Genomic DNA, 25,536 nt, shown 5'->3' with positions numbered 1-25,536 from the left:
CGGTGGGCGCGACAATTCGCGCCTTGGCCAGGGCCCCAAATCCGGCCCAATTTCTGTTAACCCTGCCGCGCGTCCGCAAATGCCAGAAACGAGAGGAATCCTGCGCACATGAAGCCCGCCTCCTTTCTGTTCGCAGGCGCTGCCTGGCTGCTGCCGGCCGCGGCCTTTGCGCATCCGCACATTTTTGCCGAAGCGCGCCTTGAGGTCGTCGCGGGCGATGACGGAACGATCGCCGAATTGCGCAACGTCTGGCGCTTCGATGAGATGTTCTCGTCCAGCGTCGTGCTCGAGTTCGACAAGAATTCCAACCTCAAGCTTGATGTCGACGAGTTGGCCGAGGTCGGCCAGACGGTGCTCGAATCGCTGGAGGAGTTCAGCTATTACACCTCCATCACCGAGGACGGGAGAACCATCAAGGTTACCAAGCCCGACGCCATCAACGTCGACTTTCAGGACGGCCAGCTCCTGATGTTCTTCAAGCTTAGCCCGGGAGAAGCTCTGGCCCTGAAGGGCAAGCTCACCTTTGGCGTCTACGATCCAACGATGTATGCGGCAATGGACTTCGCCACCGATGGAGACCTGGTTGTCGTCGGCGAGAAATTCGCCGCCTGCAAGCACAAGGTCGTGCGCCCGGATCCTGACGAAGTTCTTGCTCAGAACCAGGGGACGTTGACGGCGGATTTCTGGAACGACCCGGCCGGAACCGACATGACGAAGCTTTTTGCAACGCGGCTGGAGGTCACATGCTGACGCGGCGAACGATCCCGCACATCGCCTCAGTCGCTGTGCTTCTCTTCTTGGCCGGGCTGAGCACAGCCTACGCCCAGTCGCCGCTCGGGATCGGCAGCGCCGAGCCGGCCTTCAACACCACCGGTTTCTTCGGCGGCATTTTCGCCTGGATCAACAGCGAGCAGCAGGCATTCTATCGAATGATGACCGGCGCCTTGAAGAACATGCGCGACAATCCCTGGGCAGCCTCGACGCTGGTTGGCCTCTCCTTCGCCTATGGCGTCTTCCATGCCGCAGGCCCAGGTCACGGCAAGGCGGTCATCTCCTCCTACATGCTCGCAAACGAGATCGAGCTGCGGCGCGGGGTGCTGCTCTCCTTCCTATCATCCCTGTTGCAGGGCGTGGTCGCGATCCTGCTCGTCGGCGCCGCCTACCTCCTTCTGCGTGGGACGTCGATTTCGATGACCGACGCAACGATGGCGCTGGAGACGGCCAGCTACGCCCTCATCGCCGCTTTCGGCGCGTGGTTGCTCTATCGCAAGCTCTGGCGCCGGAGCCGACGCGATGCTCCCGTCGAGGTCTATGCGATGGCCCAGGCGGATGCCGCCGGACATGACCACCGTCATCATACCCACTCCGGCACCGCCGCCGGCCATCATCACGACCATTCGCATGGCCACGATCATGGCCATTCGCATGCGCCGGGCGAGGTGTGTGCCAGCTGCGGCCATGTGCATGCGCCGGACCCGACGCTGCTGAAGGGGGATAGATTTGCGCTGCGTGAAGCCTGGTCGGCGATCGTCGCCGTGGGCCTTCGCCCGTGTTCAGGTGCGTTGATCGTGCTTTCGTTCGCCCTGCTGAACGGGCTTTACCTCGGCGGCATCCTGTCGGTCGTCGCCATGTCGATCGGTACCGCCATCACCGTCTCGGCGCTGGCGACGTTGGCCGTGACGGCCAAGGGGGCCGCGATGCGCCTTGCTGGCGGCAACAGCGCCGCCCTCCGCGTCGGCAACGCCATCGAGATCCTCGGGGCGCTACTGGTGCTGGTTCTTGGGCTTGTATTGCTCGGCGCGTCGCTACAGAGCTGAACGACGAGATCAGGGCTTTCGCTTTTGGACCCGTGCGCTTTGGCTCGGCGCGCTATTCGCCCCTGCGCTGGTAGCGCGCCCGGAGCCAGAACACCAGGAAGAAGGCAAGCACGAGAGCTGCACCCGCCGCAGCGGCAAGCCATGGCGAGATCTCGCCGAGCCAGACCATCACGTTCGGCAGGACGAAAAAGGCAAGCCCCGTGATGAGCAAAATAACGGCTGCGGCGATGGCAGCGGAACGGCTGCTCGGGCCCGGATTGTTGCTCATTACGGTGCCAACTCCTTTATTTCCGCACGGATGTCTTCGAGCCTCCGCTTCTGCCTGCCTTGGGCGTCGAAGTTGTCCGCCGAAAGCCAGCGCTCGAAGGACCGCGCCAGCGCCGGCCATTCGGCGTCGATGATCGAAAACCAGGCCGTGTCCCGGTTTGCATGCTTCGACAACATGTGCTGGCGGAAAACACCCTCGAAGGTGAAGCCCAGCCGCTGGGCGGTCCGCTTGCTGGGCTCGTTCTCGTTGTGACATTTCCATTCGTAGCGCCGATAGCCCAGATCCTCGAAGATGTGCTTGGCGAGGAGATACTGCGCTTCCGTGGAGGCGGGCGAGCGGGCCATCGCCGGGCCATGCGCGATGCCGCCGATCTCGACAACCCCGTTGGCCGGATCTGGTCGCATGTAATGCGCCATCCCCGCGGCCTTGCCGGTTTCGTTGTCGACAATGACTTCGCGAACCCAGCCGGACCTGATGACCGCTTCGGACCACGCATCGAAATCCTCGATGCCGGCGAAATCGTCCTGCGTGAAGTATTTGAGCAACGGATTGATCGCCAGGCCGCCAAAGGCATCCCACAGTGCCTGCAAATGCTCGGCGCGGTCATAGGGTTCGATACGGACGAACCGGCCGTCCAGCCTCACCGGCTCAGGTGCCGGACAGGCCTTCCAGTTGCTCAGGTCTCGCATCGTGTCCCCCCGTGTCTTGCGCTCCCGCTACCCGGCCGGAGCCGGACCGGCTGGTCATAGGCCAGAGCCTGCCGCGACACAAATGCAAAGTCGTGATCGATCGATCACGCCCACGGGCCGGCCGGCGCCTTCGCCGTGGAGACTGTCGCCTCGATGTGGTCCACCAGCGCATCGTCCAGGCCAAGGCGGCCGGCGAGCAGGTCGAGGTAGCCGCGCTCCGCCCGGCTGTCGGGCTCGATCGTCAACCGAGAGGCGGTGTAAAGCTCGACCCGCTGCTCCTCGGTTTTCGCCGCAGCGACGATGCCGTCGAGGTCGATCGGATTGGCGAGTTCCTGTTCCAGAAAGGCGGCCGCATCGCCGCCGATGCCGGAGACCTTCAGCCTGTCCATGATGTGGGCGCGCTCGGCGTCATCGATGTGGCCGTCGGCGCGCGAGGCGGCGATCATGGCGCGGACCAGGGTGAGCGCAAAATCGGCGCTGACAGTTTGCGTGGCGAAGCCGGAATTTTCAGGCGGCGGAAGCAGTTCCGGCTGATTTTCAGCCGGCGGAGCGGCACCCGGCGCCTGGCCGTCCTTGTAGTTCTTGTAGGCTTGGTAGCCGAGGCCTGCGATTGCCGCCAGTCCGCCGAGCTTGAGCGCCGTCCCCGCCACCTCCCGGCCGCCTTTTGTGCCAAGCAGAATTCCCGCGATAGCGCCGGCCGCCAGCGGATTGTCCTTCGCCAGTTGGCCCGCCTGCCCCGCCCGCTCGCGCACCGTGCCACCCGCGCCGGGAACCTGCATGCCGAGAAACTGGTCCAGCAACTTCTTCGCATCAAACATCAGTTCTCTCCTTGCCGTGTCGAAGCCGGCCGTGTTGAATCCGGATTGAGACATAGGAACGCGACGGCGGGAATACAAACCCGAGCTGCAGAATGCGGAACGCCGCTTGCGCCACCCGGCAGCGAACCGTTCGGTGCTGATTTTGTTAGCCGGCTAGTTTTTCAGCGCCGCCGCCTCGGCCGCCAGCCTGGTGATCCCGGCCCAATCCTCCGTCGCCACCAATTCTTTCGGCGCCACCCATGACCCACCGACACAGACCACGTTCGGCAGCGAAAGATAGTCCTTTGCATTGGCAAGCGAGATCCCGCCCGTCGGGCAGAACAGCGTCCCGGCAAGAGGCGACGAGAGGGCCTTCAGATACGCCGCACCGCCGGCCTGCTCGGCCGGGAAGAATTTCAGCACCTGGTAGCCCTGTTCCCGCAGCGCCATGACCTCGCTGGCCGTTGCAGCGCCCGGCAGGAGCGGCACCGGCGATTGCGCCGCCACCTCAAGCAGTTCCGGCGTGGTGCCCGGGCTGACGATGAACCGCGAGCCCGCGGCGACGGCCTGGTCGAATTGCGCCGCGTTCAGAATGGTGCCGGCTCCGGCGACGGCCCCCTCGACCTCGTTTGCCACGAGCCGGATCGCCTCCAGCGCGGCCGGGGTGCGCAACGTGATCTCGATCGCTTTCAGGCCGCCCGCGACAAGGGCGCGCGCCAGAGGCACGGCGCTCGCGGCCTCTTCCACCACGAGCACCGGAACGACCGGCTGCAGATTGAGCACGGCAAGCAGGTTTTCGGTTTTGCCGGACATGGCGCAACGACCTTTAAAACGATTGAATTATCCGGTGATTACTCCCTCGCTTCGCTGCTGTCGAGCAAAAAAGCGACCGTGGAGGTGCCATCCGAGGCGCCATCGCAAGCCGCGGCTTTCGCTCCTTGTCAGAGGCGCCCCTTCGTGTAGAGTTTTATTGCCCGACTATCCACAATGCGAAAGCGAGTGGCAATGGCGAAAGAGATCGAGCGAAAGTTTCTGGTTTCCGGCAAGCGCTGGCGACATGTCGCCGACGCGGGTGTCACCATCAGGCAGGGCTATCTTGTCGCCATGGACGACCGATCCTTGCGCGTGCGCACCTATGGCGACGGTCGTTCCTGCCTGACGCTGAAGATCGGCAAGACCGCCCTTTCCCGCGACGAGTACGAATTCGACATCGATATCGGGGTCGCCACCGACATGCTCCGCCATGCCGTCGGGACGGTTTTGGAGAAGGTTCGCTACGAAGTGGAGCATGAAGGCTTCACCTGGGAGATCGACGAGTATGGCGGGCGTTACAGCGGCCTTGTCATTGCCGAAGTCGAGCTCGACAGCGAGGCCGATCTGCCGGAAATCCCCGATTGGGTGGGGCGCGAGGTGACCGGCGACGACCGCTACTCGAACCAGGTAATGGCCTTATCCGCAGCAACAACCGGACCCGTTGATGAGCCTCATCCTCAAAGCGGATAAGCCGCTCGACAGCGAAGTGCGACGGGTTGCATCCCGCTATCTGGTGCGGGCCAGGACCGTGCTCGAAGAACGGCCGGACGGCCCCCACGAGGCCATCCATACCGCCCGCAAGCAGTTCAAGCGCGTCAGAAGCCTGTACCGGCTGATTGCGACCGCGGACCGGGTCTTTCAGAAAAGGGAAAACGAGCGGATCGGTGCGCTTGGCCGCCACCTCAGGGAAAGTCGGGATGCGACCTCGCTCGTGGAAACAGCGCACAGGCTGGCGGATGCGGCCTCGACGGCAGAGGAGCGCATGGCGGTGAATCGGGTCCATCAGCGGCTCGTCGCCCGCCGTGATTCCGTTGCCAGCGCGGCAGCGACCGACGACCTGATCAAGGAGGCCATCGCCATCTGCGCCGACGCCCTCGACGCCGTCGACCACTTCCGCTTCGACGCGGGCCCGAAGCGGTGTGCTGGCATTCTCGGCGAGGGATGGCGCAGGACGGGCAAGAAAGCCGCCCTCGCGCTCCGCCAGGCAGCCGACACCGGCGCGGCCGACAGTTTCCATTCGCTGCGCAAGCGGACGCAGGACCGCTGGGTGCATTGCCATTTCCTCGCGCAGGCCTGGCCGGCCGCACTGTCCAGCGCCCGCCGGCACGCAAAGCACCTGGCGGCGCTCCTCGGCGAGAACCAGGATATCGCCCTGTTGTCCGACTTTGCCGATGCGCACCCGCATGAAATCGGCCCGCCGGAGGACCTGACGCATCTGATCGCCGTGATGACCGCCGAAGAAGGCCGACTGCGCGCGGAAGCCCTGCCCCTGGCGGCGATGCTTTTTCCCAAAAACGCCAGGAAGGACGCCGAACACATCGCCTTGTTGTGGCGGCACGCTGCCTGAGCACGAGACCTGCCGCAGCGGTCCGATTGCGCCGCGGCGCACAAAGCTGTATTCCAGCCGGCATGACAGCCATCTCGACCAGCACTCCGGAGCCGAACGAGGCATCGTTCCTCGTCGCCGCCCTCTATCACTTCGTTTCCGTGCCGCGTTTTGCCGACCTGCGCGCGCCATTGCAGGCGCTGTGCGAGGACCACGGCGTGCGTGGGACGCTGCTGCTCGCCCATGAAGGCATCAACGGCACGATCGCCGGACCGGAGACCGGCGTCCGAGCCGTGCTGTCCTTCCTGCGCGCGCAGCCCGAGTTCGCCGCGCTCGAGCACAAGGAAAGCCAGGCCGCCGAAATGCCGTTCCTGCGCATGAAGGTGCGCCTGAAAAGGGAGATCGTCACCATGGGGGTCGAGGACATCGATCCGAACAGGGTGGTCGGGACCTATGTCGCGCCGAAGGACTGGAACGCGCTGATTTCCGATCCGGACACGATCGTCATCGACACGCGCAACGATTACGAGACCGCGATCGGCATCTTCAAGGGCGCGGTCGATCCGCAGACGAAGACGTTCCGCGAATTCCCCGAATGGGTGCGCAACCACACCGGCCTGCACAACAAGCCGAAGATCGCCATGTACTGCACTGGCGGCATCCGCTGCGAGAAGGCGACCGCCTTCATGAAGCAACAGGGCTTCGACGAAGTTTATCACCTGAAGGGCGGCATCCTGAAATATCTCGAGGAGGTGCCGGCCGAAGAAAGCCTGTGGGAGGGCGCCTGCTTCGTCTTCGACGAGCGCGTCTCGATCACCCACGGCCTCGAGGAGGGCGAGCACACGCTCTGCCGCGCCTGCCGGCATCCGCTGACGGCAGAGGAGGTCACGGCGTCGACCTATGAGGCCGGGGTCTCCTGCCCGCATTGTTTCGCACGCCGGACCGACGAGGACCGGGCGCGCTTCCGAGAGCGGCAGAAGCAGATGGACCTCGCCTGCAAGCGCGGCGAGCGGCACCTCGGCAAATAGCGACGATTTTTTCCATCGCGCATCGTCCAAGCGGAAGCGCTTGCCTACAGGTCTGCGGACGTACTTTGAACGTTTCGCCGACCTGCCGGCAGGGTATGCGATCCCCCCACACGCATTATGCCTCACACGCTCGCATTGCGAACACGCGGTAGAGGTGTATCATCAACGCACTCTGACCTGTTGTCGCGATGAACCTGCGATGCGCACTTCTTGTCTGCTGTGGCGTTCTGGCGGGAAGCGCTCCCGCCCGACCTGATCCGGTTGCCGTTGATCTTGAGCTGGTTCTTGCCGTGGATGTCTCCTACTCGATGGAGATCCACGAACAGCAGATCCAGCGGCAAGGCTATGTCGATGCATTCCTGCAGCCGGAACTCGTCAGCGCCGTTCAAAGCGGGCCGCTCGGCAGGATTGCCGTGACCTATGTCGAATGGGGCGGCTCCGCTGTCCAGGTCTTGCCGTGGACACTGATCGACGGCCCAAGCGCTGCGGCTCAATTCGCAGAAGCCCTGCGTCGGCGGCCGATCAGGCGGATTTCCTTCACCTCGATTTCCAACGCCCTCATATTTGCGCGGCAACTCTTTCAGATCAGCCCCTTTCACGGAACGCGGCGCGTCATCGACATATCGGGCGACGGACCGAACAACGCCGGCGTTCCCGCACCCGTCGCCCGCAATTCGACTGTCGCCCAGGGCATCGTGATCGATGGTCTTCCCATCATGCTGATGCACCTGGATTCGGCATCGATCCCGGACCTCGACGTCTATTACGAGGAATGCGTGATCGGCGGAAACGGCGCCTTCTTGCTGAAAGTATCCGATGTCAGCCATTTTGCCGATGCGATCCTCCGCAAGCTCGTCGTCGAGATATTGGGGGCGGAGGTGAGCGAGTTGCAGCCGTTCGAATTGCCGCTGAGACGGGTCATCGACCGCGGGGGCTACAATTGTTTTGTGGGCGAAGAGATGCAGGAACGCCGGATAGGGCAGTAGGTCTTCCTTTGTTTGCCCGTTCCAGGCCGACCGCAGTCCATCGAGCCGGAAGGCGACAACGTGACAGCGACGCCGAATGCAGCGTCGAGGCTGCCGCAGCACAAGGCATATGGGGGACGCGTCGCACCTCCCCCATACCCTGCCCTTGTCAAACGCCCTGCCCCTTCCGCAAGGCGAAGCCGGCGATCAGACCTTCACCCAGGCGCCGTTCCTCTTCGAGGACTGCACGCAGGCGTCGACAAAGACCATGCCCTTCAGGCCGTCATCAACTGTCGGATAGAGCACGGCCGGATCGACCTTCGCTCCCTTGCGCTTGGCGTAGATGGCGCGTGCGGCTTCCGAATAGATATTGGCGAAGCCTTCGAGGTAGCCTTCCGGATGGCCCGAAGGAACGCGGCTGACGCGGGCTGCGTCTGCACCGGAGCCGGCGCCGGCGCGGGTGATGAGACGCTTCGGCTCGCCCAAGGGCGTATACCAGAGATAATTCGGATCGGCCTGCACCCATTCAAGCCCGCCCCTGGTGCCGTAAACCCGCACCTTCAGGCCGTTCTCGTGCCCGGGCGCCACCTGGCTGCACCAGAGCATGCCCTTGGCGCGCACGCCGTCCTTCTCCGCAAAACGCATCATCACATGGGCGTTGTCGTCGAGCTGGCGGCCGGCCACGAAGCTGTCGAGGTCGGCCGCCAGTTCCTCGAGCTCGAGGCCCGAGACGAAGCAACCGAGATTGTAGGCATGGGTGCCGATGTCGCCGGTCGAGCCGCCGGCACCGGACTTCGCCGGATCGGTGCGCCAGGCCGCCTGCTTCTGGCCGGTCTGCTCGATGTTCTCCGTCAGCCAGTCCTGCGGGTATTCCATCTGCACCAGCCGCACCGGGCCGATCATGCCGTCCCTCACCATCTGGCGCGCCTGCCGGATCATCGGATAGCCGGTGTAGTTGTGCGTGAGCACGAACAGCGCATTGCTCGCGTCGGCGAGCCGCTTCAGCTTCCGGGCATCGGCAAGCGTCGAGGTCAGCGGCTTGTCGCAGATGACATGGATGCCGCGCTTCAAGAACTCCTTCGCCGCCTCGTAGTGCACATGGTTGGGCGTGACGATCGCCACCGCCTCGATGCCGTTCTTCAGCCTCGCCTCGCGGATGGCCATCTCCTTGAAGCTGCCGTAGCAACGCGCCGGATCGAGCCCGAGCTCGCGGCCGGAGGCGACGGATTTTTCCGGCGTCGACGACAGCGCGCCGGCGACCAGTTCATAGTGATCGTCGAGCCTTGCGGCGATGCGGTGCACCGCGCCGATGAACGCGCCCGCGCCGCCACCCACCATGCCGAGCCGGATCCGCGGCTGCCGCGCCTCGACAGCACTTCCTTCGATTGCCATTCCGTTTCCTCCTTGCCTTTCCCCGCGCGGGGCTGGATCATCTTCAATCATGCGCCTGGGCCAAATCACGCTCCGGCATGCGGGAGCCGATGTCGATTCAGCTACCCGGCTGCGATCGGAACCGGCCTCCCTCCAGGCGGTCCGATCCGGGATCAACGCCGTCGCCTCGGCGGCGGCATCCATTCCATCCGAGAGATCTTCGCCATGCCTTTGCTCAATCCCATCCTTGCGCACCCGATCACGACACCTGACGGTACGGTCATCAGGAACACCGTCTATCTCCGCAATGTCATCGACCACCCCAGGATCGAGGTCGGCGACTATTCCTATGCCAGCGACTTCACCTGCCCCGACGACTGGGCCGCCACACTTGCTCCCTATCTCTTCGACTTCAGCCAGGAGAAGCTCGTGATCGGCCGTTTCGTGCAGATCGCCCACGGCGTGCGCTTCATCACCAGCTCGGCAAACCATCCGATGGACGGCTTCACCACCTATCCTTTCCGCGTCTTCGATCTGGCCGAGACCGGCGGCTATGCCGACCTGCCCTTCAAGGACACCGTGATCGGTCACGACGTCTGGCTCGGCCATGGCGCGCTGGTCATGCCCGGCGTCACGATCGGTCCAGGCGCGATCGTTGCTGCCGGCGCGGTCGTCACGCGCGACGTCGAACCCTACACGATCGTCGGCGGCAATCCGGCTGCCCCCGTCCGCAAGCGCTTCGGCGATGATGTGATTTCTGCCCTCCTCGAGATTGCCTGGTGGGACTGGGATGCGGCCAGGATCGAGCGCAACATCGCCGCGCTCGAACGTGCCGATCTCGCCGCCCTCCGGGCCGCCTGACCCCTCAAATCCCGAGCATCCGGCGGTTGGCGGCCTCGTCGGTGCCGGCGCCCGCGAAGTCGTCGAAGGCCTTTTCCGTGACGCGGATGATGTGGTGCCGGACGAACTCCGCCCCCTCGCGCGCGCCATCCTCGGGGTGCTTGAGCGCGCATTCCCACTCGACGACGGCCCAACCGGCAAAATCGTTTGCCGCCATCTTGGAGAACACCGCGCCGAAATCGACCTGGCCGTCGCCGAGCGAGCGGAAGCGCCCGGCCCGGTTCACCCAGCCCTGGTAGCCGCCATAGACGCCCTGCCGGCCGGTCGGGTTGAACTCCGCGTCCTTGACGTGGAACATCCGGATGCGGTCCTTGTAGATGTCGATGTTGTCGAGATAGTCGAGGCACTGCAGCACGTAGTGCGACGGGTCGTAGAGCATGCAGGCGCGGGCATGGTGGCCGGTGCGCTCCAGAAACATCTCGTAGCTGATGCCGTCGTGCAGGTCCTCGCCCGGGTGGATCTCGTAGCAGACGTCGACGCCGCAGTCCTCGGCATGGTCGAGGATCGGCTTCCAGCGGCGGGCCAGTTCGTCGAAGGCGGTCTCGACGAGCCCGGCGGGACGCTGCGGCCAGGGATAGACGAAGGGCCAGGCGAGCGCGCCGGAAAACGTCGCGTGTGCGCCGATGCCGAGGTTCTTCGACGCCGTCAGCGCAAGCTTCACCTGCTCTACCGCCCAGGCCTGCCGCGCCTTCGGATTGCCGCGCATCTCGGGGGCGGCAAAGCCGTCGAAGGCCTCGTCATAGGCCGGGTGCACGGCAACGAGCTGGCCCTGAAGATGGGTGGAGAGCTCGGTGACCTCGACGCCGTTCTCACGTGCCTTGCCCGCGAACTCGTCGCAGTAGGTTTTCGATTCCGCCGCCTTCTTCAAATCGATCAGCCGGCCATCCCAGGACGGCACCTGCACGCCATGATAGCCGATGTCGGCGGCCCATTTGGTGATCGAATCCCAGGAGTTGAACGGCGCCGTGTCGCCGGCGAACTGCGCCAGAAACAGCGCCGGTCCCTTGATCGTCTTCATCTCTTGCCTCCTCCCATCGCGGGCCTTTCCGGCTGCCGCGCCTTGAATTTTCCTGCCTGCGGGCCTGACGCCCGGCCTCGCGCACCTGAAACGCTGCTGAAGCTGACGATGTTTTCCCGGGCAACCCAGATCTTCCCTGCTGGAAACGATCGAAGACAATAAGCCGCCCGGACCGTTTTGGCCCGGGCGACTGTCATCCGGTCCGGATCAGAACGGCGAATCCGGGAAGTAGAAGTCCTTGGCGTTGTCCTTGGTGATCAGCGTGGCGTCGATCGTGTAGACGCCGCGCACCGGCACCTGGCCGTAGAAGTTGGCGGCGGTCATCTCGAGCGCCGTGCCGACCATCGCCGGCGGATAGAGCACGTCGACCGGGATCATCTTGTCGCCGTCCATGACCTTCTTGATCATTTCCTTGGAGCCGGCGCCGGCGACGACATACTGGATGTCGGTGCGCTTGGCCTGCTCGATCGCCTGCAGCACGCCGACGGCCATGTCGTCGTCCTGGCACCACACTACGTCGATCTTCGGATACTTGGTCAGGTAGTCCTGCATGACCTTGAAGGCGTCGTCGCGGTTCCAGTTGCCGTACTGGCGGTCGAGAACCTTGACGTTGGAGCCTTCGATACCCTTGTCGAAGCCGTCCTGACGCTGCTGGTCGATGGGGATCGGCAGGCCGCGGATGACGACCACCTCGGCGTCCGGCGTGGTCGCCTTGATGTATTCGCCGGCGGTCTGGCCGAGCGCCGGGTTGTTGCCGGCGACGTAGAGATCGCGAACCGAGTTGTCGTTGACGGACGGCGCACGGTCGACGAGCGCGACGAACGTCCCCTTGCCCTTGACCTCCTTGATGGCGTTGACGAGCGGGTCCGGGTCGGTCGGCAGGATGACGAGCGCGTCGATGCCCTGCGTCTCGAGGTCCTGCACGGCGTTGGCCTGGCTGGCCGGATCCGGCGAGGTCTTGACGATGACGTTGAGGCCGGGGTGCCGCTCCATCAGGAGCTTGGCGACGCGTTCGGCATGGAAGACGACGCCGGCCGTCCAGCCGTGGTCGGCGGCGGGGATCGATACGCCGATCGTCACGTTCTTGTCCTGGGCGTGGCCGGTGCCGGCGAAGGCTGCCACGGCCGCGACCGTCAGAGCCAGTAATTTCTTGCGCATAAAGTTCCTCCCAAAAAACAGGTCAATCCACGATGCCGGGAGACCTGCAGACCCGGCCTGAGCATCTCCGTCTCCTCCGAGAACCGGACATGCTCCATTCCGTTGGTTGCCGCAGTTCCGGACGGCGGTCCGGAACTGCCTGGCTCACGACTTGCGCACCAGCGAGCGCTGGACAAGCATTGCAATGATGATGATCGCCCCCTGGATGGCGCCGATCAGGTACTCGCTCACGAAGTTCGACAGCAGCATGATGTTGCCGACCAGTTCGAGGATGAAGGCGCCGCAGATCGTGCCCCAGACGCGCCCGGCGCCGCCCTTCAGCGCCGTGCCGCCGACGACGACGGCGGTGATCGCCTGCAGCTCCCAGAGGATGCCGGTGGTTGCCGAGGTGGAGCCGAGGCGCGGCACGTAGAGAAGGACCGCGACGGCGACGCACAGGCCCTGGATCACGAAGGCGATGGTGCGGACACGGTTGACGGCGATGCCGGAGTAGCGCGCGACATCGCTGTTGGAGCCGACGGCGACGACGTGCCGGCCGTAGCGGGTGCGGTAGAGGATGAAGGCGGCGACCGCGGTGACGGCGAGGATGACGACGATCGGCACCGGCACGCCGAGGATCGAGCCAAAATAGGCCGGACGGTACATCTCCTGCAGTTGCGGCTCCCGCAGCGTGATCGCCCCGCCCTGCGACAGCCAGGTGGTGAGCCCGCGGTAGATGCCCATGGTGCCTAGGGTGGCGATGAAGGGCTCGATCCGGCCGACCGTGGTGATCAGCCCGTTGGCAAGCCCGCAGGCGGCACCGGCGGCGACGGCGAAGGCAACCGCCGCCGCCAACATCAACGCCGGATCGGCGATCGCGCCGGAATTCATGAACAGGATCATCAGGCTGGCGATGAAGGCCACCATCGCGCCGACCGAGAGGTCGAGGTCGCCGGAGGAGATGACGAAGGTGGCGCCGACGGCGATGATGGCGATGAAGGCGCTGCGGGTGGCGACATTGGCGAGGTTGTTGATGCCGATGAAGTTCGGATTGACCAGCGCCCCGATGATCAGGAGCAAGGCCAGCGCCGCAAAGGGGGCCACGGCCCTGAGATCGACATCCCGCCAACTGCGCCGGCGGATTTTCGCCTGGCCGCTTTCCTCGTTCACGCTCATGTCCAAGTCCAACCTCCCGTCCCGCTCCAGCGAGGAACATCAATCTCTTGCCGGCGTCTGCTTCATCTGCCGTCAGGCGGCAGCCTTCTTTTTCAAGCCCGCAGCGTAGCGCATGATCTCATGCTCGCTGATCTCATCGCCCTCGAGCATGCCGACGATCTGGCCCTCGCGCATCACCGCCACCCGGGTGCACAGGCCGATGATCTCCGGCATCTCCGACGACACGACGATGATCGACCGGCCATCGCGGGCCAGCGCCGAGATGAAATGGTAGATCTGCTGCTTGGTGCCGACGTCGATGCCGCGGGTCGGCTCGTCGATGATGATGATCTGCGGCTCTGTCTCCATGACCTTGGCGAGCAGCAGCTTCTGCTGGTTGCCGCCGGACATGCGCCCCGCCACGATATTAGCGTCCCGCACCCGGATGTCGAAGCGCCGCCTTGCCCTGGCAAGCGCCGCCTTTTCGCTGCCCGGGTCAAGGTAGCCGAGCCGGCTGTGCCGCTCGAGCGACTGCAGGGTGAGATTGGCCGCCATACCGGCGTTGAGCAGCAGCCCCTTGGCCTTGCGGTCCTTGGTCATGTAGGCGAGGCCCGATCGGTTCGCCGCATGCACGTCGCCGGAAGGCACGGCCTGCCCGTTGACGAGCACATCGCCGGAAAGCCGCGGGCGCAGCCCGACGATCGCCTCCATCAGTTCCGTCCGCCCCGAGCCGATCAGGCCGGAAAAGCCGAGGATCTCGCCCTTGCGCACCTCGAAGCTGGCGTCGCGCACGTAGCCGGTCGAAACCGCCTCGACCCGCAACGCGATCGCCTCGTCCACGTCCGGCTCCGTCTTCGCCGGATAGAGGCTGGAGAGCTCGCGGCCGACCATCAGTTGGGCGATGGCCTCGCCGTCTAGGATCGCCGTCGGCGAGGTCTTGATCCACTGGCCGTCGCGCAGCACCGTGACCCGGTCGGTCAGTTCCATCACCTCGTCGAGCTTGTGCGAGACGAAGATGAAGCTGGTGCCCTTGTCGCGCAGCTTGCGAACCTGCCGGAACAGGATGCTGGTTTCCTCGCGCGACAGCACCGCCGTCGGCTCGTCCATGATGACGACGCGCGCGTCGCGGCTGATCGCCTTGGCGATCTCGACCATCTGCTTCTCGGCAATGGACAGCGAGGCGATCGGCGCGTTCTCGTCGACGTGGGAGCCGAGCAGGTCGAGCACGCGGCGCGTCTCGGCGCGCATGAACTTGCGGTCGAGCACGCCGAAGCGGGTCACCTCGCGGCCGAGGAACAGGCTTTCGGTCACCGTGAGGTGTTCGGCAAGGTTGAGTTCCTGGTGGATGATGACGATGCCGAGCGCCTCCGCGCCGCCGTTCGGCGGCAGTTCGATCGGCTCGCCGTCGAGGAGGATTTCGCCCGAGGTCGGCTGCTCGAAGCCGGAAAGGATCTTCACCAGCGTCGACTTGCCGGCACCGTTCTCGCCCATCAGCGCATGGATCTCGCCTTGACGCAGCTCGAAATCGACGCTGAACAGCACCTGCACGCCGCTGAACGCCTTGCTGATGCGCCGCGCCGACAGGACGACGGGCGCACCGTCGACGACATCCGAAACCATGAAAGCCTCCCGTGCGGTCTCCCCACCGCTCAGAACTGATGTAAACCTTTACATCGTCAAATGTAAAGGTTTACATTGACGGTTGTCCCGGATTTTTACGCGGTGCCGTTTGACCGCTGGACAAGTCTGTGTAGTGTCGCCCGCAAAGCAGCCCGAGGCAGAACGCAGTGTCGAATTCCTCCCCCGCAACCATCGAAGACGTCGCCCGGATCGCCGAGGTGTCGATCGCGACGGTCTCGCGGGCGATCCACACGCCGGAAAAGGTGGCAAAATCGACACGCCTGAAGGTTGACCAGGCGATCGCGATCACCGGCTACACCACCAATGCGATGGCGCGCAGCCTCAGGCTCGGCCGCTCCAACATGATCCTGGTGGTGGCGCCCGACATCGGCGACCCGAATTTCTCCAACATCCTCATCGGCCTGGAGAATGAGGCGCGCGCGCATGGCTATGGCGTCTTGATCGGCCATACGCAGAACGAGCCGCAGCGCGGCCTCGAATACCTGAAGTTCCTCAACTCCAACCAGGCCGCCGGACTGATCCTGTTCACAGGCATTCTGCCCTTCGGCCACCGGGCGATGACGGCGCGCCTGCCGCCCTGCGTCGGCGTCTTCGAGCCGGTCTTCAACGGCGGCATCCCCTATGTCGGTGTCGACGATGCGGCGGGCGCGCGCAAGGCGGTCGACCTTTTGATTGCCGAAGGTCATCGAAAGATCGCCTTCATCGGCGATTCGCGCACGAAGCTCGCCCACAACCGGCGCCGCGCCGGCTACGACGCCGGCCTCGATGCCGCCGGCATCCCGGCGGCCGGCCGCATCGTCATGGAGGGGGACGGAACGATCGAGAGCGGCCGGCTGGCGCTCGAACAGCTTTTCATGCGCGACGATCTGCCGAGCGCCTTCATGTGCGTCAACGACCAGACCGCCCTCGGCGTGATGATCGGCCTGAAGGCGCGCGGCTACGACATTCCCGGCGACTTCTCCGTCACCGGCTTCGACGACATCCCGCAGGCGAGCTTCATGACACCGTCGCTGACCACGATCCGCCAGCCGCGCACGGCCATCGGCAAGCGTGCCATGGCGCTGCTCTTGGAGATGCTGTCAGACGGCACGTCGGCGGAGACGGAGACCGAGATCCTGCTTCGGCCGGACCTTGTGGTGCGCAACTCGGTGGCAGCGCCGTCGAGACAATGGGCGGCGCGGTAGGCCGTTCGTCGGGGATGCGCACGGCGCCTGCACGGCCATAACCCGGCTACACGACTAGCTTTGCTTGGCGCCGCCCGACGACGAGGTAAGCCAGACCCCCAGAAGCGTGACCAGCAACCCGCTGAACATCGACACGCTAAGCGGTTCGGAGAATAGCGCCCATGCCCATATCATCGTGACAGGCGGGCTGAGATAGATCGCGGCACTGACCTTCGCGGCCGGAAACAGGCGCAGGCTCATATAGTAGGTCGTGTAGCACAGGAACGTCGCGACCAGCACGAGCCAGGCAATCCCGACGACAAAGCCGCGATCGGCCGGGGGCAGCAGCCCGCCCTGCTCACCGGCGACAACCCCGAACAGGACCGAGCCGGTCAGGAACTGGATGCAAAGGCTCTGGTGGATCGGCATCCGCAGCGTGCCAAAGCGTTTCTGAAGAACGGTCGCCAGCGCAAACACGCCCATCGAAGCGACCGTCACCACATAGGCCCACACAGGTGCAGTGCCTAGGCTCAGACTGTCGAATGACACGATCAGCACCCCGGCGATCGCGATTGCGGTGCCAGCCCATTGGCGCAGGCTCATCCGCTCGCCCAGGAACGTGTGCGACAGAGCAGCGATCGCCAGCGGGACCAGGTCCGAGATCAGCGCGACGAGACCCGTCGGCACCCGTTGTTCGATCGCCATGGCGAATCCGCCCAGATACAAAAAGACGATCATCACGCCGAAGATCATCTGCACGCCGACGGCCCGGAGCGACATGCGGGGACCGACAAGCAAAGCGAAGGGGAGCAGGATGGCCCCGGACAACAGGGTGCGCCAGAAGAGCACCAGCATCACGCCTGCCTGTTCGCTGGCGTAGCGGATTCCGACGAACCCCGAACTCCAACTGACGACCAGGGCGATCGCCAGAAGGGGCCATAGAAGGCGGTGGCCGGAAACAGGGGAGGATGCAGCAGTCGTGTCAGCCATGGTCGCCAGAACTGGTTCGTGTGATGACGGTCCCGGCCGAATACGCGCAAACCGGGACGAGATCACATGACAAATTTCGATGACGCAATGAATGTTCAACGGAATCTGGATTGCGGACTGTATGCGGTCGCCAAGATTTGTCATGCTCTGACCACAGATGATTTGTTGGACCGGAACCATGACCGAACTGACCGCAAGGCGTCTGGATGTCGACGCGCTTCGAGCCCTCCAGGCTATCCGACTTCACGGTGGCGTGACGCGCGCTGCGGCGGCCCTGAGGCTGTCGCAATCGGCGGTCAGCCACAAGATAAGGCGGCTGGAAGTCAATATTGGTTGTGAACTACTCAGCCGGAAGCCGGACGCTCCGCTGTTCACGGAGCTGGGCGAAGAACTGCTGGACTATGCCGAACGTATTCTTAGCCTGCACGACGAAGCGCTTCTAAGCCTGTCCAAGACCTCGCTGGCGGGGAGAATTGCTCTCGGCATGACCGAGGATACGACGTGCACGGATCTATCGCGCATCCTCGGTCGATTTCGCCGGCTGCATCCTGAAGTGTCGGTCAGGGCACAGGTACGGATGAGCCTGACGCTTCGATCCATGCTGGACGACGGACGGCTTGATGCGGCCATCCTCCAGGTGTTTGCCCATGAAGTTCGCCCCTCGGACGTGGTGCTGTTTCGCGAGGACCTCCACTGGGTGAAGTCGCCGGAGCTTTCCTTGCCGGACGCCGGCCCTATTCCCTTCCTGTCGTTCGACGACGCGTGCTTCTACAGGCAATGGGCGTTCGAGATCGCGAAAGACAGCGACCTGGTTTTCGAGACCGTGCTGGAATGCACGAGCGCCGCGGGGATCGTGGCAGGTGTCGCCTCAGGCCTCGGCGTCGCCATCGTCAGCAGCCGCCATCTCTCTCCGGAGATGGAACGCATCGCCGGCCGGCTGCCGCAGCCACCATCGGTGGCCTACGTCGTACGTCGCGCGCGAAAATCCCGCAATCCCGCGTTGGATGTCCTCGTCGCGGAGATCAAACGCGAGACCGACCGCTACGGTTGCCTGAGGATAGGGCCGGACGTAGCGGTCGAAACCGCCCACCTCAGACGTAGCGGTTGACCACGTTCTCCAGCAGTTCCTGCTTGCCGGACCGCGGCTTCGGGTTGAGGTCGGACTTGAGCACCCAGGCCTCGATCTCCTCGAGGCTGAAGCCGCCGCCGAGCATCTTCTTCGCTTCCGGTACGCTCCAGCCGGCATAGCGCTCCTCGAGCGGCTTCGACAGCGCCTCGTCCTCGATCATCCTCGCCGCCGCCTTCAGGCCGCGGGCGCAGCAGTCCATGCCGCCGATATGGGCGATCAGCAGGTCCTCCGGATCGATCGACTGGCGGCGCAGCTTGGCGTCGAAATTGGTACCGCCCGTTTTGAAGCCGCCGCCGGCCAGCACCTGGTAATAGGCCAGCGCCATCTCCGGCACGTTGTTCGGAAACTGGTCGGTGTCCCAGCCGGACTGGTAATCGTTGCGGTTCATGTCGATCGAGCCGAAGATGCCGAGCGCGTTCGCGAGCGCGAGCTCATGCTCGAAGGAGTGGTTGGCGAGGATCGCGTGGCCCTGCTCGATGTTGACCTTCACCTCGTTCTCCAGCCCGTATTTCTTCAGGAAGCCGTAAACGGTGGCGACGTCGAAATCATACTGGTGCTTGGTCGGCTCCTGCGGCTTCGGCTCGATCAGGATCGTGCCCTTGAAGCCTATCTTGTGCTTGTATTCGACGACGAGGTTGACAAAGCGGCCGAGCTGGTCGAGCTCGCGCTTCATGTCGGTGTTCAGCAGCGTCTCATAGCCCTCGCGTCCGCCCCACAGCACGTAGTTCTCGCCGCCGAGCCGCTTTGTGGCGTCGATGCAGGTCTTCACCGTCGCCGCCGCGAAGGCGAAGACGTCCGGATCCGGGTTGGTGGCCGCGCCCGCCATGTAGCGGCGGTTGGAGAACAGGTTCGCCGTGCCCCACAGCAGCTTGACGCCGGTCGCGGCCTGCTTCTTTTCGAAGTAGTCGACGATCTCGTTCAGGTTTCTGGTGTTTTCGGCGAAGCTCCTGCCCTCCGGGCGCACGTCGGCGTCATGGAAGCAGTAGAAGGGCACGCCGAGCAGCTGGAAGAATTCGAAGGCGACGTCGGCCTTCAGCTTCGCTGCGTCCATCGTGTCCTTGAACCACGGGCGCTCGAAAGTCTGCCCGCCGAACGGATCGCCGCCCGGCCAGACGAAGCTGTGCCAGTAGGCGACGGCGAAGCGCAGGTGGTCCTCCATCCGCTTGCCGAGCACCACCTCGTCCTTGTCGTAATGGCGGAAGGCAAGCGGATTGGTGCTCTCCGGGCCCTCGTATTTCACCTTGGCGATCTCGCCGAAAAAGCCGGTGCTCATGGGTTCTCCTCCTTGAATAACTGAACCTGACCGCGGCAGATGGCCCCTCATCCCGCTGCCGCGACCTTCTCCCCGCGAGCGGGGAGAAGGGATATGCCGCGTCGCTCGCCTTCTCCAGGGACGCTGCGCGTGCCACGTCCCCTCTCCCCGCTCGCGGGGAGAGGGTTAGGGTGAGCGGCAAGCCAACCCCTCAAATCATCGCCTCGCGGATCGCCGGATAGAGCCGGCGGTAGCGCTCGTAGGCCACCTCATACGCCGCGGTCAGCGTGGCGTCCGGCTCGATCGTTTCCGCCGTCCTCGGTGGCGTGCAGACGGCAAGCGGATCGCTGCCGGTCGCAGCGATCAGCCCGAGTCGCGCCGCTCCGAAAGCCGCGCCGAAGTCGCCATCGGCCGGCACGTCGACCGGCAGCGCCAGGGCGGTGGCGATCGACTTCAGCCAGTAGCGCGAGCGCGAGCCGCCGCCGATCGCCGTGACCCGCGAAAGGGTCGTGCCGGCGAGACGCAGCGCCTCCAGACTATCGCGGACCGCAAAGGAGACGCCTTCCAGAACCGCCTGCGTCAGCGCCGCGCGGTCGCTCTCGTGGCCGAGGCCGGCAAAGGCAGCGCGCATGGTGGCGTCGTTGTGCGGCGTGCGTTCGCCAGACAGGTACGGCAGGAAGATGACCCCGGCCGGCGCCTTCAGCGCCTCGCCCAGTTCAGCGGTGAGATCGGCCGGGGAAGCGCTAGTGACACGGGCATGCCAGTTCAGCGCGTCGGTGGCCGACAGGATCACCCCCATCTGGTGCCAGGTGTTAGGCAGGGCATGGCAGAAGGCGTGCACGGCGCTTTCTGGATTGGGAAGGTAGCGGCCGTTGGCGGCAAACAGCACGCCCGAGGTGCCGAGCGAGACGAAAGCCGCCCCGTCCCGGACCGTCCCCATGCCGCAGGCCGACGCCGCGTTGTCTCCTGCGCCACCGGCGACGATGGCCCCGGCTCCAAGGCCCCAGCGGGCGGCGAGTTCGGCGCGCAGCGTTCCAGCCGGGTCGGTCCCTTCGACGAGACCCGGCATGTGCCGCTCCTCCAGTCCGGTGGCGGCAAGAAGCTCCGGCGACCACCGTCGCGCGCCGGTATCCAGCCAGGCCGTACCGGCGGAATCGGACATGTCCGACAGGTGCTCGCCCGTCAGCCACAGGCGCAGGTAATCCTTCGGCAGCAGGACCCGGCGCACCTTGGCGAAGACCTCCGGTTCGTTGTTCTTCACCCAGACGAGTTTTGGCGCGGTGAAGCCGGGGAAGACGATGTTGCCGGTGATGGCGCGGAAGCGCGGATCGGCATCGAGGGCCGCCGCCTCGCGATGGCTGCGGGTGTCGTTCCACAGGATGCAGGGGCGCAGCACCTGGTCCCTGTCGTCGAGCAGCGTGGCGCCGTGCATGTGGCCGGAAAGACCGATGCCCCGCACGGCGGCAAGCGCTTCCGGATGAGCCGCCTTCAGGGCGTCGAGCGCCTGTCCGGTGGCGGCGATCCAGTCGGCCGGATCCTGTTCCGACCAGCCCCGATGCGGGCGCGAAACTTCGAGCGCGCCGCTGGCCGACCCGACGATCCGCTGGTCGGCCTCGATCAGCATGGCCTTGACGCCGGACGTTCCGAGATCGATTCCGAGATACATGATCTTCTCCTAATGTTCGTCCGACCCGGCCGGTCGCGGCCCCACACCGCTTTCCGGCGGCAGGTTTTCCCTGATGAAGATGTCGATGCGGATCCGCTCCTGCGCCTCGACCACCGGTAGGCCGTCGGCCTTGGCACGCAGGATACGGATGGCGCTGCGCACCTCATGGCCGGCGTCCTGGTTGAGCACCGCATCGATCAGGCCGCTTGCCAGCCCGGCGCGCGTCGGCGCGGTCAGCTCGTGGGCGATCACGCAGAGATCGTCCCGAGCGGCTGCGGCGAGCGCGGCAACCAGGCCGCCATTGCCGGCGCCGAGGCTGTAGATGCCGGCGAGGTCCGGATTGTTCTCGAGGCATTCGGCGATCAGCGCTTGCGCCAGTTCTGGATCGTCCTGGCCCTCCAGCACGTCGAGCACCGGCCGCCTGCCGCCGGCTTCCGCCATCACCGCCCGAAACCCGTCCAGCCGCTCGCGATGGTCGCGCACCCGCATCGAGCCGGCGAGCACGGCGACAGGACCCGGCCGAGCGCCAAGAAACCGCGCCATCAGGCTGCCGGCGGTCCGGCCGGCGGCCACATTGTCCACGCCGCAGAAATGATCGCGCCCGGAAGTCGCAAGATCGGAGACCAGCGTAACCAAGGCGATCCCCGCTGCGCGCGCCCGGCCGATCGCCTCGGCCACCTCCGGCGCATCAACGGCGACCGCGGCGATCCCGGCCACGCCGCTGGTGATGGCTGCATCGATCGCCGCGACGAGCGCGGCCGGCTCGAATGGCGGAACGTTGACGATCGAGATCCGCGTCCGCTCGAAAGCGGAGCGATCGACAGCCGCGCGCACCTCCGCCTCCAGCCCGCGCATGAAGGGGTTTTCCCCTCCCGGAACGATGAACACCAGCGGATAGACCCGGCCCTTGGCGAGATTGGCCGCCGCCATGTCGCGGACATAGCCGAGGCTCTGGATCGCCGCCTCGACCCTGGCCCGTGTCACGGCACGCACGCCGGGCCGGCCGTTGAGAACGCGATCGACGGTGGCCAGGCTGACGCCGGCATTTGCCGCGATGTCGTAAACGATCGGTCGCATGATTTCCTCCGGCGAGAAGCTGTAGCGAAGTTTCTGATGTACGTAAATCAAAAACTGGCAGCGGCCGGTTCGTACGGGTGGTTTGCTCTGGGAGGGCCTGCACTTTTTGTTACCGCCCAACCGCACGTCGTCCTCCCGGCCTTGAGCGGTCGAGCCCGGCACGACGGGAGCCTTGGTTGCCGAACCGACCGCCTCAGCGCCAGCAACCTAAAAAATCGGACAGACCCTCACCCGCCCAGCCGCTTGCTGAAGGCGTTGGTGAAGACGACGTCGCCGCGTTCGCCATAGGCTTTTGCCAGCACGACCTCGAACCGCTCGTCGGTGACCCGGGCGACGGCCAGCCCGCCCTTGTAGGCGGCGATGGGCTTGAACATATCCAAGCCGTTCCGGCGGTAGATCATCGGTGTATCGTGCTCATGGCCATGGAAGAGGCCGATCACGTTGTATCCCTTCAGCACCGCCAGCAGCGACTGTCGGTCGTCCTCGGTCCACCAGTGGGCCTTACCGACTCCGTTATCGTCGAAGGTCATCATGGCGGGATCCCAGCGCTCGATCGAGAACGGATCCCAGCCATAGTGCTGGAACAGCACGACGGGCCGTCCATCGGCGGCATAGGCGGCGAGATCCTGCTGCAACCAGGGCAGGCCGCTGACCGCTCCCTTCGTTTCGTCGCCGCCGAAGCGGTGCAACTGGACGAGGTGCAACCCGCCCCAATCCCAGGAGTAGCTGTCGGACGGCACGTGAAAGTTCGTCACCGGCACGGGCGGCTTGTAGAACACCGACAGGCGATGGTTCAGCTCCACATAGTCGCGCAGTTCCCGACGATAAAAGTCGACGTGGGGCGGCACGCCGTTCTGGTCGAGGTCGTGATTGCCGAGGCCGGCATAGACGGGATAGTTCACCTGGTCGAGGCCGGTGCCCTGCCGGTAGCGGCCGGCGAATTGCTGCAATTGCCACCCGACCCCCGGGATCCTCAGTTGGCCGCCGCCATCGTCGGTCATGTCGCCGCCGATGATCACGCCATGCGGACGCCCGATCGCCTTGCCGGCGTTCTCAAGGCCGGTGTCGATGCCGCCGATAACGCGCGGCCAGTCCTTGCGGGCGATCTGATTGATCGCCCGCACATGGCGGACGAGATTTGCGTCGGTCTTGCCCTCTTGCTCGCAATTCGGACTGAGGGTGTCCGCGGTGACCAGGCAGGCATGAACGTCAGCGGCGAAGACGAACGTGGCGTCGATCGCAGGCCACGCGTCTTGTGCCCGTACCGGAAGCCCCGGCAGCATGGTTGCCGCACCGAGGCCTGCCGCACCCTTCAGAAATGCACGCCGGGTGAGTCCGCTCGATCGATCGTAAGCCATTTCGCGCGCCGCACAGGTCAGGTCCGTGTGGCATCCTGACCGAAAATGCCGCTGGCCGGCAAGCCCCTCGGCCAAGCCTCAGTGCCCGCCGCCTCCGCCGGCCGCCCGGGCCTCCGGCTTCCTGATCATGACCACGCAGGCGAGCATGGCCGCAAACAGCACGGTCAGGAACAGGAACACGTCGCTGAACGACATGATCATGGCCTGCCGCTGCACCAGTCCGACCATCTGCTTGATCGCGGCGGTCGCTCCATCGAGCCCGTGCGCTGAATAGTTGGCCGCCATGTTCTTCAGTTGCTCGAGCGCCGCCGGGTTGCCCCAGTCGATGTGCTCGCGCAACCGCATGTAGTGCACGTCCTGGCGGGTGGTCAGCATCGAGTTGATGACCGCGAGACCGACGGCGCCGCCAAGATTGCGGGTCAGGTTATAGAGGCCGGAGGCGTTGGGGATGCGGGCCGGCGGCAGGGTGCCGAGCGCGATATTGTTGATCGGCACCATGCACAGCATCAGCCCGACGCCGCGCAGGATCTGCGGGATAAACAGCTCGTAGAAATCCCAGTCCGCCGTCAGCCCCGTCATGATGTAGGTGCCTGCGCCGAAGGAGGTGAACCCGATCGCCATCATAACCCGCGGGTCGAGCCTGTTCGACAGTATGCCTGCGACCGGCGCGGTGAAGAACATCGCAAGGCCGGAGACGAACATGGTCTCACCGATCATCAGGGAGTCGTAGCCGCGGATATGGGCGAGATAGACCGGGTAAAGATAGGTCAGGCCATAGAGGCCAATACCCATGATGAAGGAGAACATCGAGCCGAAAGCGAAGTTGCGATCGGAAAAGGCTCGAAGGTCCACGACCGGAAACTCGACCTTGAAGGCGCGGTAGAAGAAAAACGCCGCGCCAATGGCCGAGGCGACGGCACCCATGACGATATGCTCGTCATTGAACCAGTCCTTGGCATTGCCCTCTTCCAGCACGTATTCGAGCGATCCCAGAAAGACGGCCATGGAAAGAAGGCCCCACCAGTCGAACCGCCTCACCAACGTAAACTGCGGCTTGTCGAAATCGATAAAGTTCCACGCGACGATCGTAACGATGATGCCCGGGATGACGTTGATCAGGAAAAGCCAGTGCCAGGAGAAGGTATGGCTGAGATAGCCGCCGACGGTCGGCCCGATGGTCGGTGCCAGCGTCGCGATCAGCCCGATGATCGGGGAGACGATGTTGCGCTTCGACGGCGGGAAGATGGTGAAGGCGGCGGCGAAGACGGACGGGATCATGCCGCCGCCGATGAAGCCCTGAATCGCGCGGTAGACGATCATCTGCTCGATGTTCGTCGCCGTGGCGCAGAGCACGCTTGCGGCGGTGAAGCCGGCGGCGGAGATGGTGAATAGGTAGCGGGTCGAGATGATCCGCGCCAGCGTGCCCGAAAGCGGGATCATGATAACCTCGGCGATCAGATACGAGGTCTGCACCCAGGCGATCTCGTCCGAGCCGGCGCTGAGGCCGGCCTGGATCTCGGACAGCGAAGCCGACACCACCTGGATGTCGAGGATCGCCATGAACATGCCGAGAACCATCGCCAGGAAGGCGACCAGCCGCTTCGGGTCCATGGTCTCCGAGGTGGGGACGGTTGGAGCGGCCGAACCCGAAACAACGGTTGTGGCTGACATGCCGACTCCGACGGTCAATTGCTACCCGGGACACGTCCGGCGTCCGGATACGGGATCAAAGTGGGTTGCGGAATGTTGCGCGTCC

At 64.8% G+C, this 25,536-nt stretch carries 24 protein-coding genes; 9 read left to right on the top strand and 15 right to left on the bottom strand.

Annotated features, from left to right (window positions below; genetic code table 11):
• The first annotated feature begins 108 nt into the window (after positions 1 to 108).
• Together JNC62_RS07930 and JNC62_RS07925 are read left to right on the top strand one after the other, a co-directional pair.
• The gene (locus JNC62_RS07930) at positions 109 to 750 is read left to right on the top strand and encodes a DUF1007 family protein (protein WP_374837603.1); all 642 of its coding nucleotides are present in this window, start codon (positions 109 to 111) and stop codon (positions 748 to 750) included.
• The gene (locus tag JNC62_RS07925) at positions 744 to 1,817 is read left to right on the top strand and encodes a nickel/cobalt transporter (RefSeq protein ID WP_374837601.1); all 1,074 of its coding nucleotides are present in this window, start codon (positions 744 to 746) and stop codon (positions 1,815 to 1,817) included. Before JNC62_RS07930 ends, JNC62_RS07925 begins: the two co-directional genes overlap by 7 nt.
• Positions 1,818 to 1,869: 52 nt before the next feature.
• Here JNC62_RS07925 and JNC62_RS07920 read toward each other — a convergent pair whose 3' ends face one another.
• From JNC62_RS07920 to JNC62_RS07905, 4 genes are all read right to left on the bottom strand, one after another.
• Complete coding sequence (locus JNC62_RS07920; protein ID WP_374837600.1) at positions 1,870 to 2,085, bottom strand: hypothetical protein; 216 nt, start codon at positions 2,083 to 2,085, stop codon at positions 1,870 to 1,872.
• A complete protein-coding gene (locus JNC62_RS07915) occupies positions 2,085 to 2,774 on the bottom strand; it encodes a GNAT family N-acetyltransferase (protein WP_374837598.1) in 690 nt (229 codons plus the stop codon). Before JNC62_RS07915 ends, JNC62_RS07920 begins: the two co-directional genes overlap by 1 nt.
• A 104-nt stretch (positions 2,775 to 2,878) precedes the next feature.
• Positions 2,879 to 3,592, bottom strand: a complete 714-nt coding sequence (locus JNC62_RS07910) for a tellurite resistance TerB family protein (RefSeq protein WP_374837596.1) — start codon at positions 3,590 to 3,592, stop codon at positions 2,879 to 2,881.
• 153 nt (positions 3,593 to 3,745) lie between these two features.
• Entirely contained in the window at positions 3,746 to 4,384 is a 639-nt protein-coding gene (locus JNC62_RS07905; protein WP_374837594.1) for a 2-dehydro-3-deoxy-phosphogluconate aldolase, read from the bottom strand.
• Between the two features lie 192 nt (positions 4,385 to 4,576).
• Between JNC62_RS07905 and JNC62_RS07900 the strand changes: the two genes are divergently transcribed.
• The 4 genes from JNC62_RS07900 (at position 4,577) to JNC62_RS07885 (ending at position 7,944) form a co-directional block, all read left to right on the top strand.
• Complete coding sequence (locus JNC62_RS07900; protein WP_374837592.1) at positions 4,577 to 5,074, top strand: CYTH domain-containing protein; 498 nt, start codon at positions 4,577 to 4,579, stop codon at positions 5,072 to 5,074.
• On the top strand, positions 5,049 to 5,951 hold the full coding sequence (locus JNC62_RS07895; RefSeq protein ID WP_374837590.1) for a CHAD domain-containing protein: 903 nt from the start codon (positions 5,049 to 5,051) through the stop codon (positions 5,949 to 5,951). The genes JNC62_RS07900 and JNC62_RS07895 overlap by 26 nt, the downstream gene beginning before the upstream one ends.
• Before the next feature lie 62 nt (positions 5,952 to 6,013).
• Complete coding sequence (gene trhO / locus JNC62_RS07890) at positions 6,014 to 6,958, top strand: oxygen-dependent tRNA uridine(34) hydroxylase TrhO (RefSeq protein WP_374837588.1); 945 nt, start codon at positions 6,014 to 6,016, stop codon at positions 6,956 to 6,958.
• Between the two features lie 188 nt (positions 6,959 to 7,146).
• Complete coding sequence (locus tag JNC62_RS07885; protein WP_374837586.1) at positions 7,147 to 7,944, top strand: DUF1194 domain-containing protein; 798 nt, start codon at positions 7,147 to 7,149, stop codon at positions 7,942 to 7,944.
• 186 nt (positions 7,945 to 8,130) lie between these two features.
• Here JNC62_RS07885 and JNC62_RS07880 read toward each other — a convergent pair whose 3' ends face one another.
• Positions 8,131 to 9,315, bottom strand: a complete 1,185-nt coding sequence (locus JNC62_RS07880) for a Gfo/Idh/MocA family protein (protein ID WP_374837584.1) — start codon at positions 9,313 to 9,315, stop codon at positions 8,131 to 8,133.
• A 204-nt stretch (positions 9,316 to 9,519) separates the two neighbouring features.
• On the opposite strand from JNC62_RS07880, the gene JNC62_RS07875 reads away from it, so the two are divergent.
• A complete protein-coding gene (locus JNC62_RS07875; RefSeq protein ID WP_374837582.1) occupies positions 9,520 to 10,155 on the top strand; it encodes a CatB-related O-acetyltransferase in 636 nt (211 codons plus the stop codon).
• A gap of 4 nt (positions 10,156 to 10,159) precedes the next feature.
• Here the strand turns inward: JNC62_RS07875 and JNC62_RS07870 are convergent, their stop codons facing one another.
• From JNC62_RS07870 to JNC62_RS07855, 4 genes are all read right to left on the bottom strand, one after another.
• Complete coding sequence (locus tag JNC62_RS07870; RefSeq protein ID WP_374837580.1) at positions 10,160 to 11,212, bottom strand: sugar phosphate isomerase/epimerase family protein; 1,053 nt, start codon at positions 11,210 to 11,212, stop codon at positions 10,160 to 10,162.
• Between the two features lie 207 nt (positions 11,213 to 11,419).
• Positions 11,420 to 12,370, bottom strand: coding sequence for a substrate-binding domain-containing protein (locus JNC62_RS07865; RefSeq protein WP_374837578.1), 951 nt, complete (start codon positions 12,368 to 12,370; stop codon positions 11,420 to 11,422).
• 144 nt (positions 12,371 to 12,514) lie between these two features.
• Positions 12,515 to 13,525, bottom strand: a complete 1,011-nt coding sequence (locus tag JNC62_RS07860; RefSeq protein ID WP_374837577.1) for an ABC transporter permease — start codon at positions 13,523 to 13,525, stop codon at positions 12,515 to 12,517.
• A gap of 72 nt (positions 13,526 to 13,597) precedes the next feature.
• Entirely contained in the window at positions 13,598 to 15,124 is a 1,527-nt protein-coding gene (locus tag JNC62_RS07855; RefSeq protein ID WP_374837575.1) for a sugar ABC transporter ATP-binding protein, read from the bottom strand.
• A 167-nt stretch (positions 15,125 to 15,291) separates the two neighbouring features.
• On the opposite strand from JNC62_RS07855, the gene JNC62_RS07850 reads away from it, so the two are divergent.
• Entirely contained in the window at positions 15,292 to 16,329 is a 1,038-nt protein-coding gene (locus JNC62_RS07850) for a LacI family DNA-binding transcriptional regulator (RefSeq protein WP_374837573.1), read from the top strand.
• 54 nt (positions 16,330 to 16,383) lie between these two features.
• Here JNC62_RS07850 and JNC62_RS07845 read toward each other — a convergent pair whose 3' ends face one another.
• Positions 16,384 to 17,298, bottom strand: coding sequence for a DMT family transporter (locus tag JNC62_RS07845; RefSeq protein ID WP_374837900.1), 915 nt, complete (start codon positions 17,296 to 17,298; stop codon positions 16,384 to 16,386).
• Between the two features lie 178 nt (positions 17,299 to 17,476).
• Here JNC62_RS07845 and JNC62_RS07840 point away from each other — a divergent pair, with 178 nt between their 5' ends.
• Positions 17,477 to 18,406 (top strand): LysR family transcriptional regulator, encoded by a 930-nt coding sequence (locus JNC62_RS07840; RefSeq protein WP_374837572.1) that lies wholly within the window; start codon positions 17,477 to 17,479, stop codon positions 18,404 to 18,406.
• Here the strand turns inward: JNC62_RS07840 and xylA are convergent.
• The 5 genes from xylA to JNC62_RS07815 form a co-directional block, all read right to left on the bottom strand.
• Positions 18,390 to 19,700: a xylose isomerase gene (xylA, locus tag JNC62_RS07835; protein ID WP_374837570.1), complete on the bottom strand. Its 1,311-nt coding sequence runs from the start codon at positions 19,698 to 19,700 to the stop codon at positions 18,390 to 18,392. The two genes, JNC62_RS07840 and xylA, sit on opposite strands and share 17 nt — an antisense overlap.
• Positions 19,701 to 19,890: 190 nt before the next feature.
• Entirely contained in the window at positions 19,891 to 21,345 is a 1,455-nt protein-coding gene (gene xylB / locus JNC62_RS07830; protein WP_374837568.1) for a xylulokinase, read from the bottom strand.
• Between the two features lie 9 nt (positions 21,346 to 21,354).
• Positions 21,355 to 22,422: a LacI family DNA-binding transcriptional regulator gene (locus JNC62_RS07825; protein ID WP_374837566.1), complete on the bottom strand. Its 1,068-nt coding sequence runs from the start codon at positions 22,420 to 22,422 to the stop codon at positions 21,355 to 21,357.
• Between the two features lie 227 nt (positions 22,423 to 22,649).
• Positions 22,650 to 23,780: a metallophosphoesterase gene (locus tag JNC62_RS07820; RefSeq protein WP_374837564.1), complete on the bottom strand. Its 1,131-nt coding sequence runs from the start codon at positions 23,778 to 23,780 to the stop codon at positions 22,650 to 22,652.
• A gap of 78 nt (positions 23,781 to 23,858) precedes the next feature.
• Positions 23,859 to 25,451 carry a DHA2 family efflux MFS transporter permease subunit gene (locus JNC62_RS07815; RefSeq protein WP_374837562.1) on the bottom strand — a complete coding sequence of 531 codons (1,593 nt, stop codon included), beginning with the start codon at positions 25,449 to 25,451 and terminating at the stop codon, positions 23,859 to 23,861.
• Positions 25,452 to 25,536: the final 85 nt, after the last annotated feature.

Origin of the sequence: Mycoplana ramosa, from assembly GCF_041930185.1 — a bacterium.
Taxonomy (GTDB): Bacteria; Pseudomonadota; Alphaproteobacteria; order Rhizobiales; family Rhizobiaceae; genus Mycoplana; species Mycoplana ramosa.
The sequence above is the reverse complement of the archived record's forward strand: the minus strand, read 5'-3'. Positions and strand labels throughout refer to the sequence as shown.

Excerpts from the sequence above, each read along its gene's own strand:
- trhO (WP_374837588.1), top strand. The coding sequence starts at position 6,014 with ATGACAGCCATCTCGACCAGCACTCCGGAGCCGAACGAGGCATCGTTC.
- JNC62_RS07930 (WP_374837603.1), top strand. The coding sequence starts at position 109 with ATGAAGCCCGCCTCCTTTCTGTTCGCAGGCGCTGCCTGGCTGCTGCCG.
- JNC62_RS07915 (WP_374837598.1), bottom strand. The coding sequence starts at position 2,774 with ATGCGAGACCTGAGCAACTGGAAGGCCTGTCCGGCACCTGAGCCGGTG.
- JNC62_RS07905 (WP_374837594.1), bottom strand. The coding sequence starts at position 4,384 with ATGTCCGGCAAAACCGAAAACCTGCTTGCCGTGCTCAATCTGCAGCCG.
- JNC62_RS07895 (WP_374837590.1), top strand. The coding sequence starts at position 5,049 with ATGAGCCTCATCCTCAAAGCGGATAAGCCGCTCGACAGCGAAGTGCGA.
- JNC62_RS07820 (WP_374837564.1), bottom strand. The coding sequence starts at position 23,780 with ATGGCTTACGATCGATCGAGCGGACTCACCCGGCGTGCATTTCTGAAG.
- JNC62_RS07815 (WP_374837562.1), bottom strand. The coding sequence starts at position 25,451 with ATGTCAGCCACAACCGTTGTTTCGGGTTCGGCCGCTCCAACCGTCCCC.
- JNC62_RS07825 (WP_374837566.1), bottom strand. The coding sequence starts at position 22,422 with ATGCGACCGATCGTTTACGACATCGCGGCAAATGCCGGCGTCAGCCTG.
- JNC62_RS07845 (WP_374837900.1), bottom strand. The coding sequence starts at position 17,298 with ATGGCTGACACGACTGCTGCATCCTCCCCTGTTTCCGGCCACCGCCTT.
- JNC62_RS07870 (WP_374837580.1), bottom strand. The coding sequence starts at position 11,212 with ATGAAGACGATCAAGGGACCGGCGCTGTTTCTGGCGCAGTTCGCCGGC.
- JNC62_RS07860 (WP_374837577.1), bottom strand. The coding sequence starts at position 13,525 with ATGAGCGTGAACGAGGAAAGCGGCCAGGCGAAAATCCGCCGGCGCAGT.
- JNC62_RS07865 (WP_374837578.1), bottom strand. The coding sequence starts at position 12,370 with ATGCGCAAGAAATTACTGGCTCTGACGGTCGCGGCCGTGGCAGCCTTC.
- JNC62_RS07925 (WP_374837601.1), top strand. The coding sequence starts at position 744 with ATGCTGACGCGGCGAACGATCCCGCACATCGCCTCAGTCGCTGTGCTT.
- JNC62_RS07900 (WP_374837592.1), top strand. The coding sequence starts at position 4,577 with ATGGCGAAAGAGATCGAGCGAAAGTTTCTGGTTTCCGGCAAGCGCTGG.
- xylA (WP_374837570.1), bottom strand. The coding sequence starts at position 19,700 with ATGAGCACCGGCTTTTTCGGCGAGATCGCCAAGGTGAAATACGAGGGC.
- JNC62_RS07855 (WP_374837575.1), bottom strand. The coding sequence starts at position 15,124 with ATGGTTTCGGATGTCGTCGACGGTGCGCCCGTCGTCCTGTCGGCGCGG.
- JNC62_RS07880 (WP_374837584.1), bottom strand. The coding sequence starts at position 9,315 with ATGGCAATCGAAGGAAGTGCTGTCGAGGCGCGGCAGCCGCGGATCCGG.
- xylB (WP_374837568.1), bottom strand. The coding sequence starts at position 21,345 with ATGTATCTCGGAATCGATCTCGGAACGTCCGGCGTCAAGGCCATGCTG.
- JNC62_RS07920 (WP_374837600.1), bottom strand. The coding sequence starts at position 2,085 with ATGAGCAACAATCCGGGCCCGAGCAGCCGTTCCGCTGCCATCGCCGCA.
- JNC62_RS07885 (WP_374837586.1), top strand. The coding sequence starts at position 7,147 with ATGAACCTGCGATGCGCACTTCTTGTCTGCTGTGGCGTTCTGGCGGGA.
- JNC62_RS07875 (WP_374837582.1), top strand. The coding sequence starts at position 9,520 with ATGCCTTTGCTCAATCCCATCCTTGCGCACCCGATCACGACACCTGAC.
- JNC62_RS07840 (WP_374837572.1), top strand. The coding sequence starts at position 17,477 with ATGACCGAACTGACCGCAAGGCGTCTGGATGTCGACGCGCTTCGAGCC.
- JNC62_RS07910 (WP_374837596.1), bottom strand. The coding sequence starts at position 3,592 with ATGTTTGATGCGAAGAAGTTGCTGGACCAGTTTCTCGGCATGCAGGTT.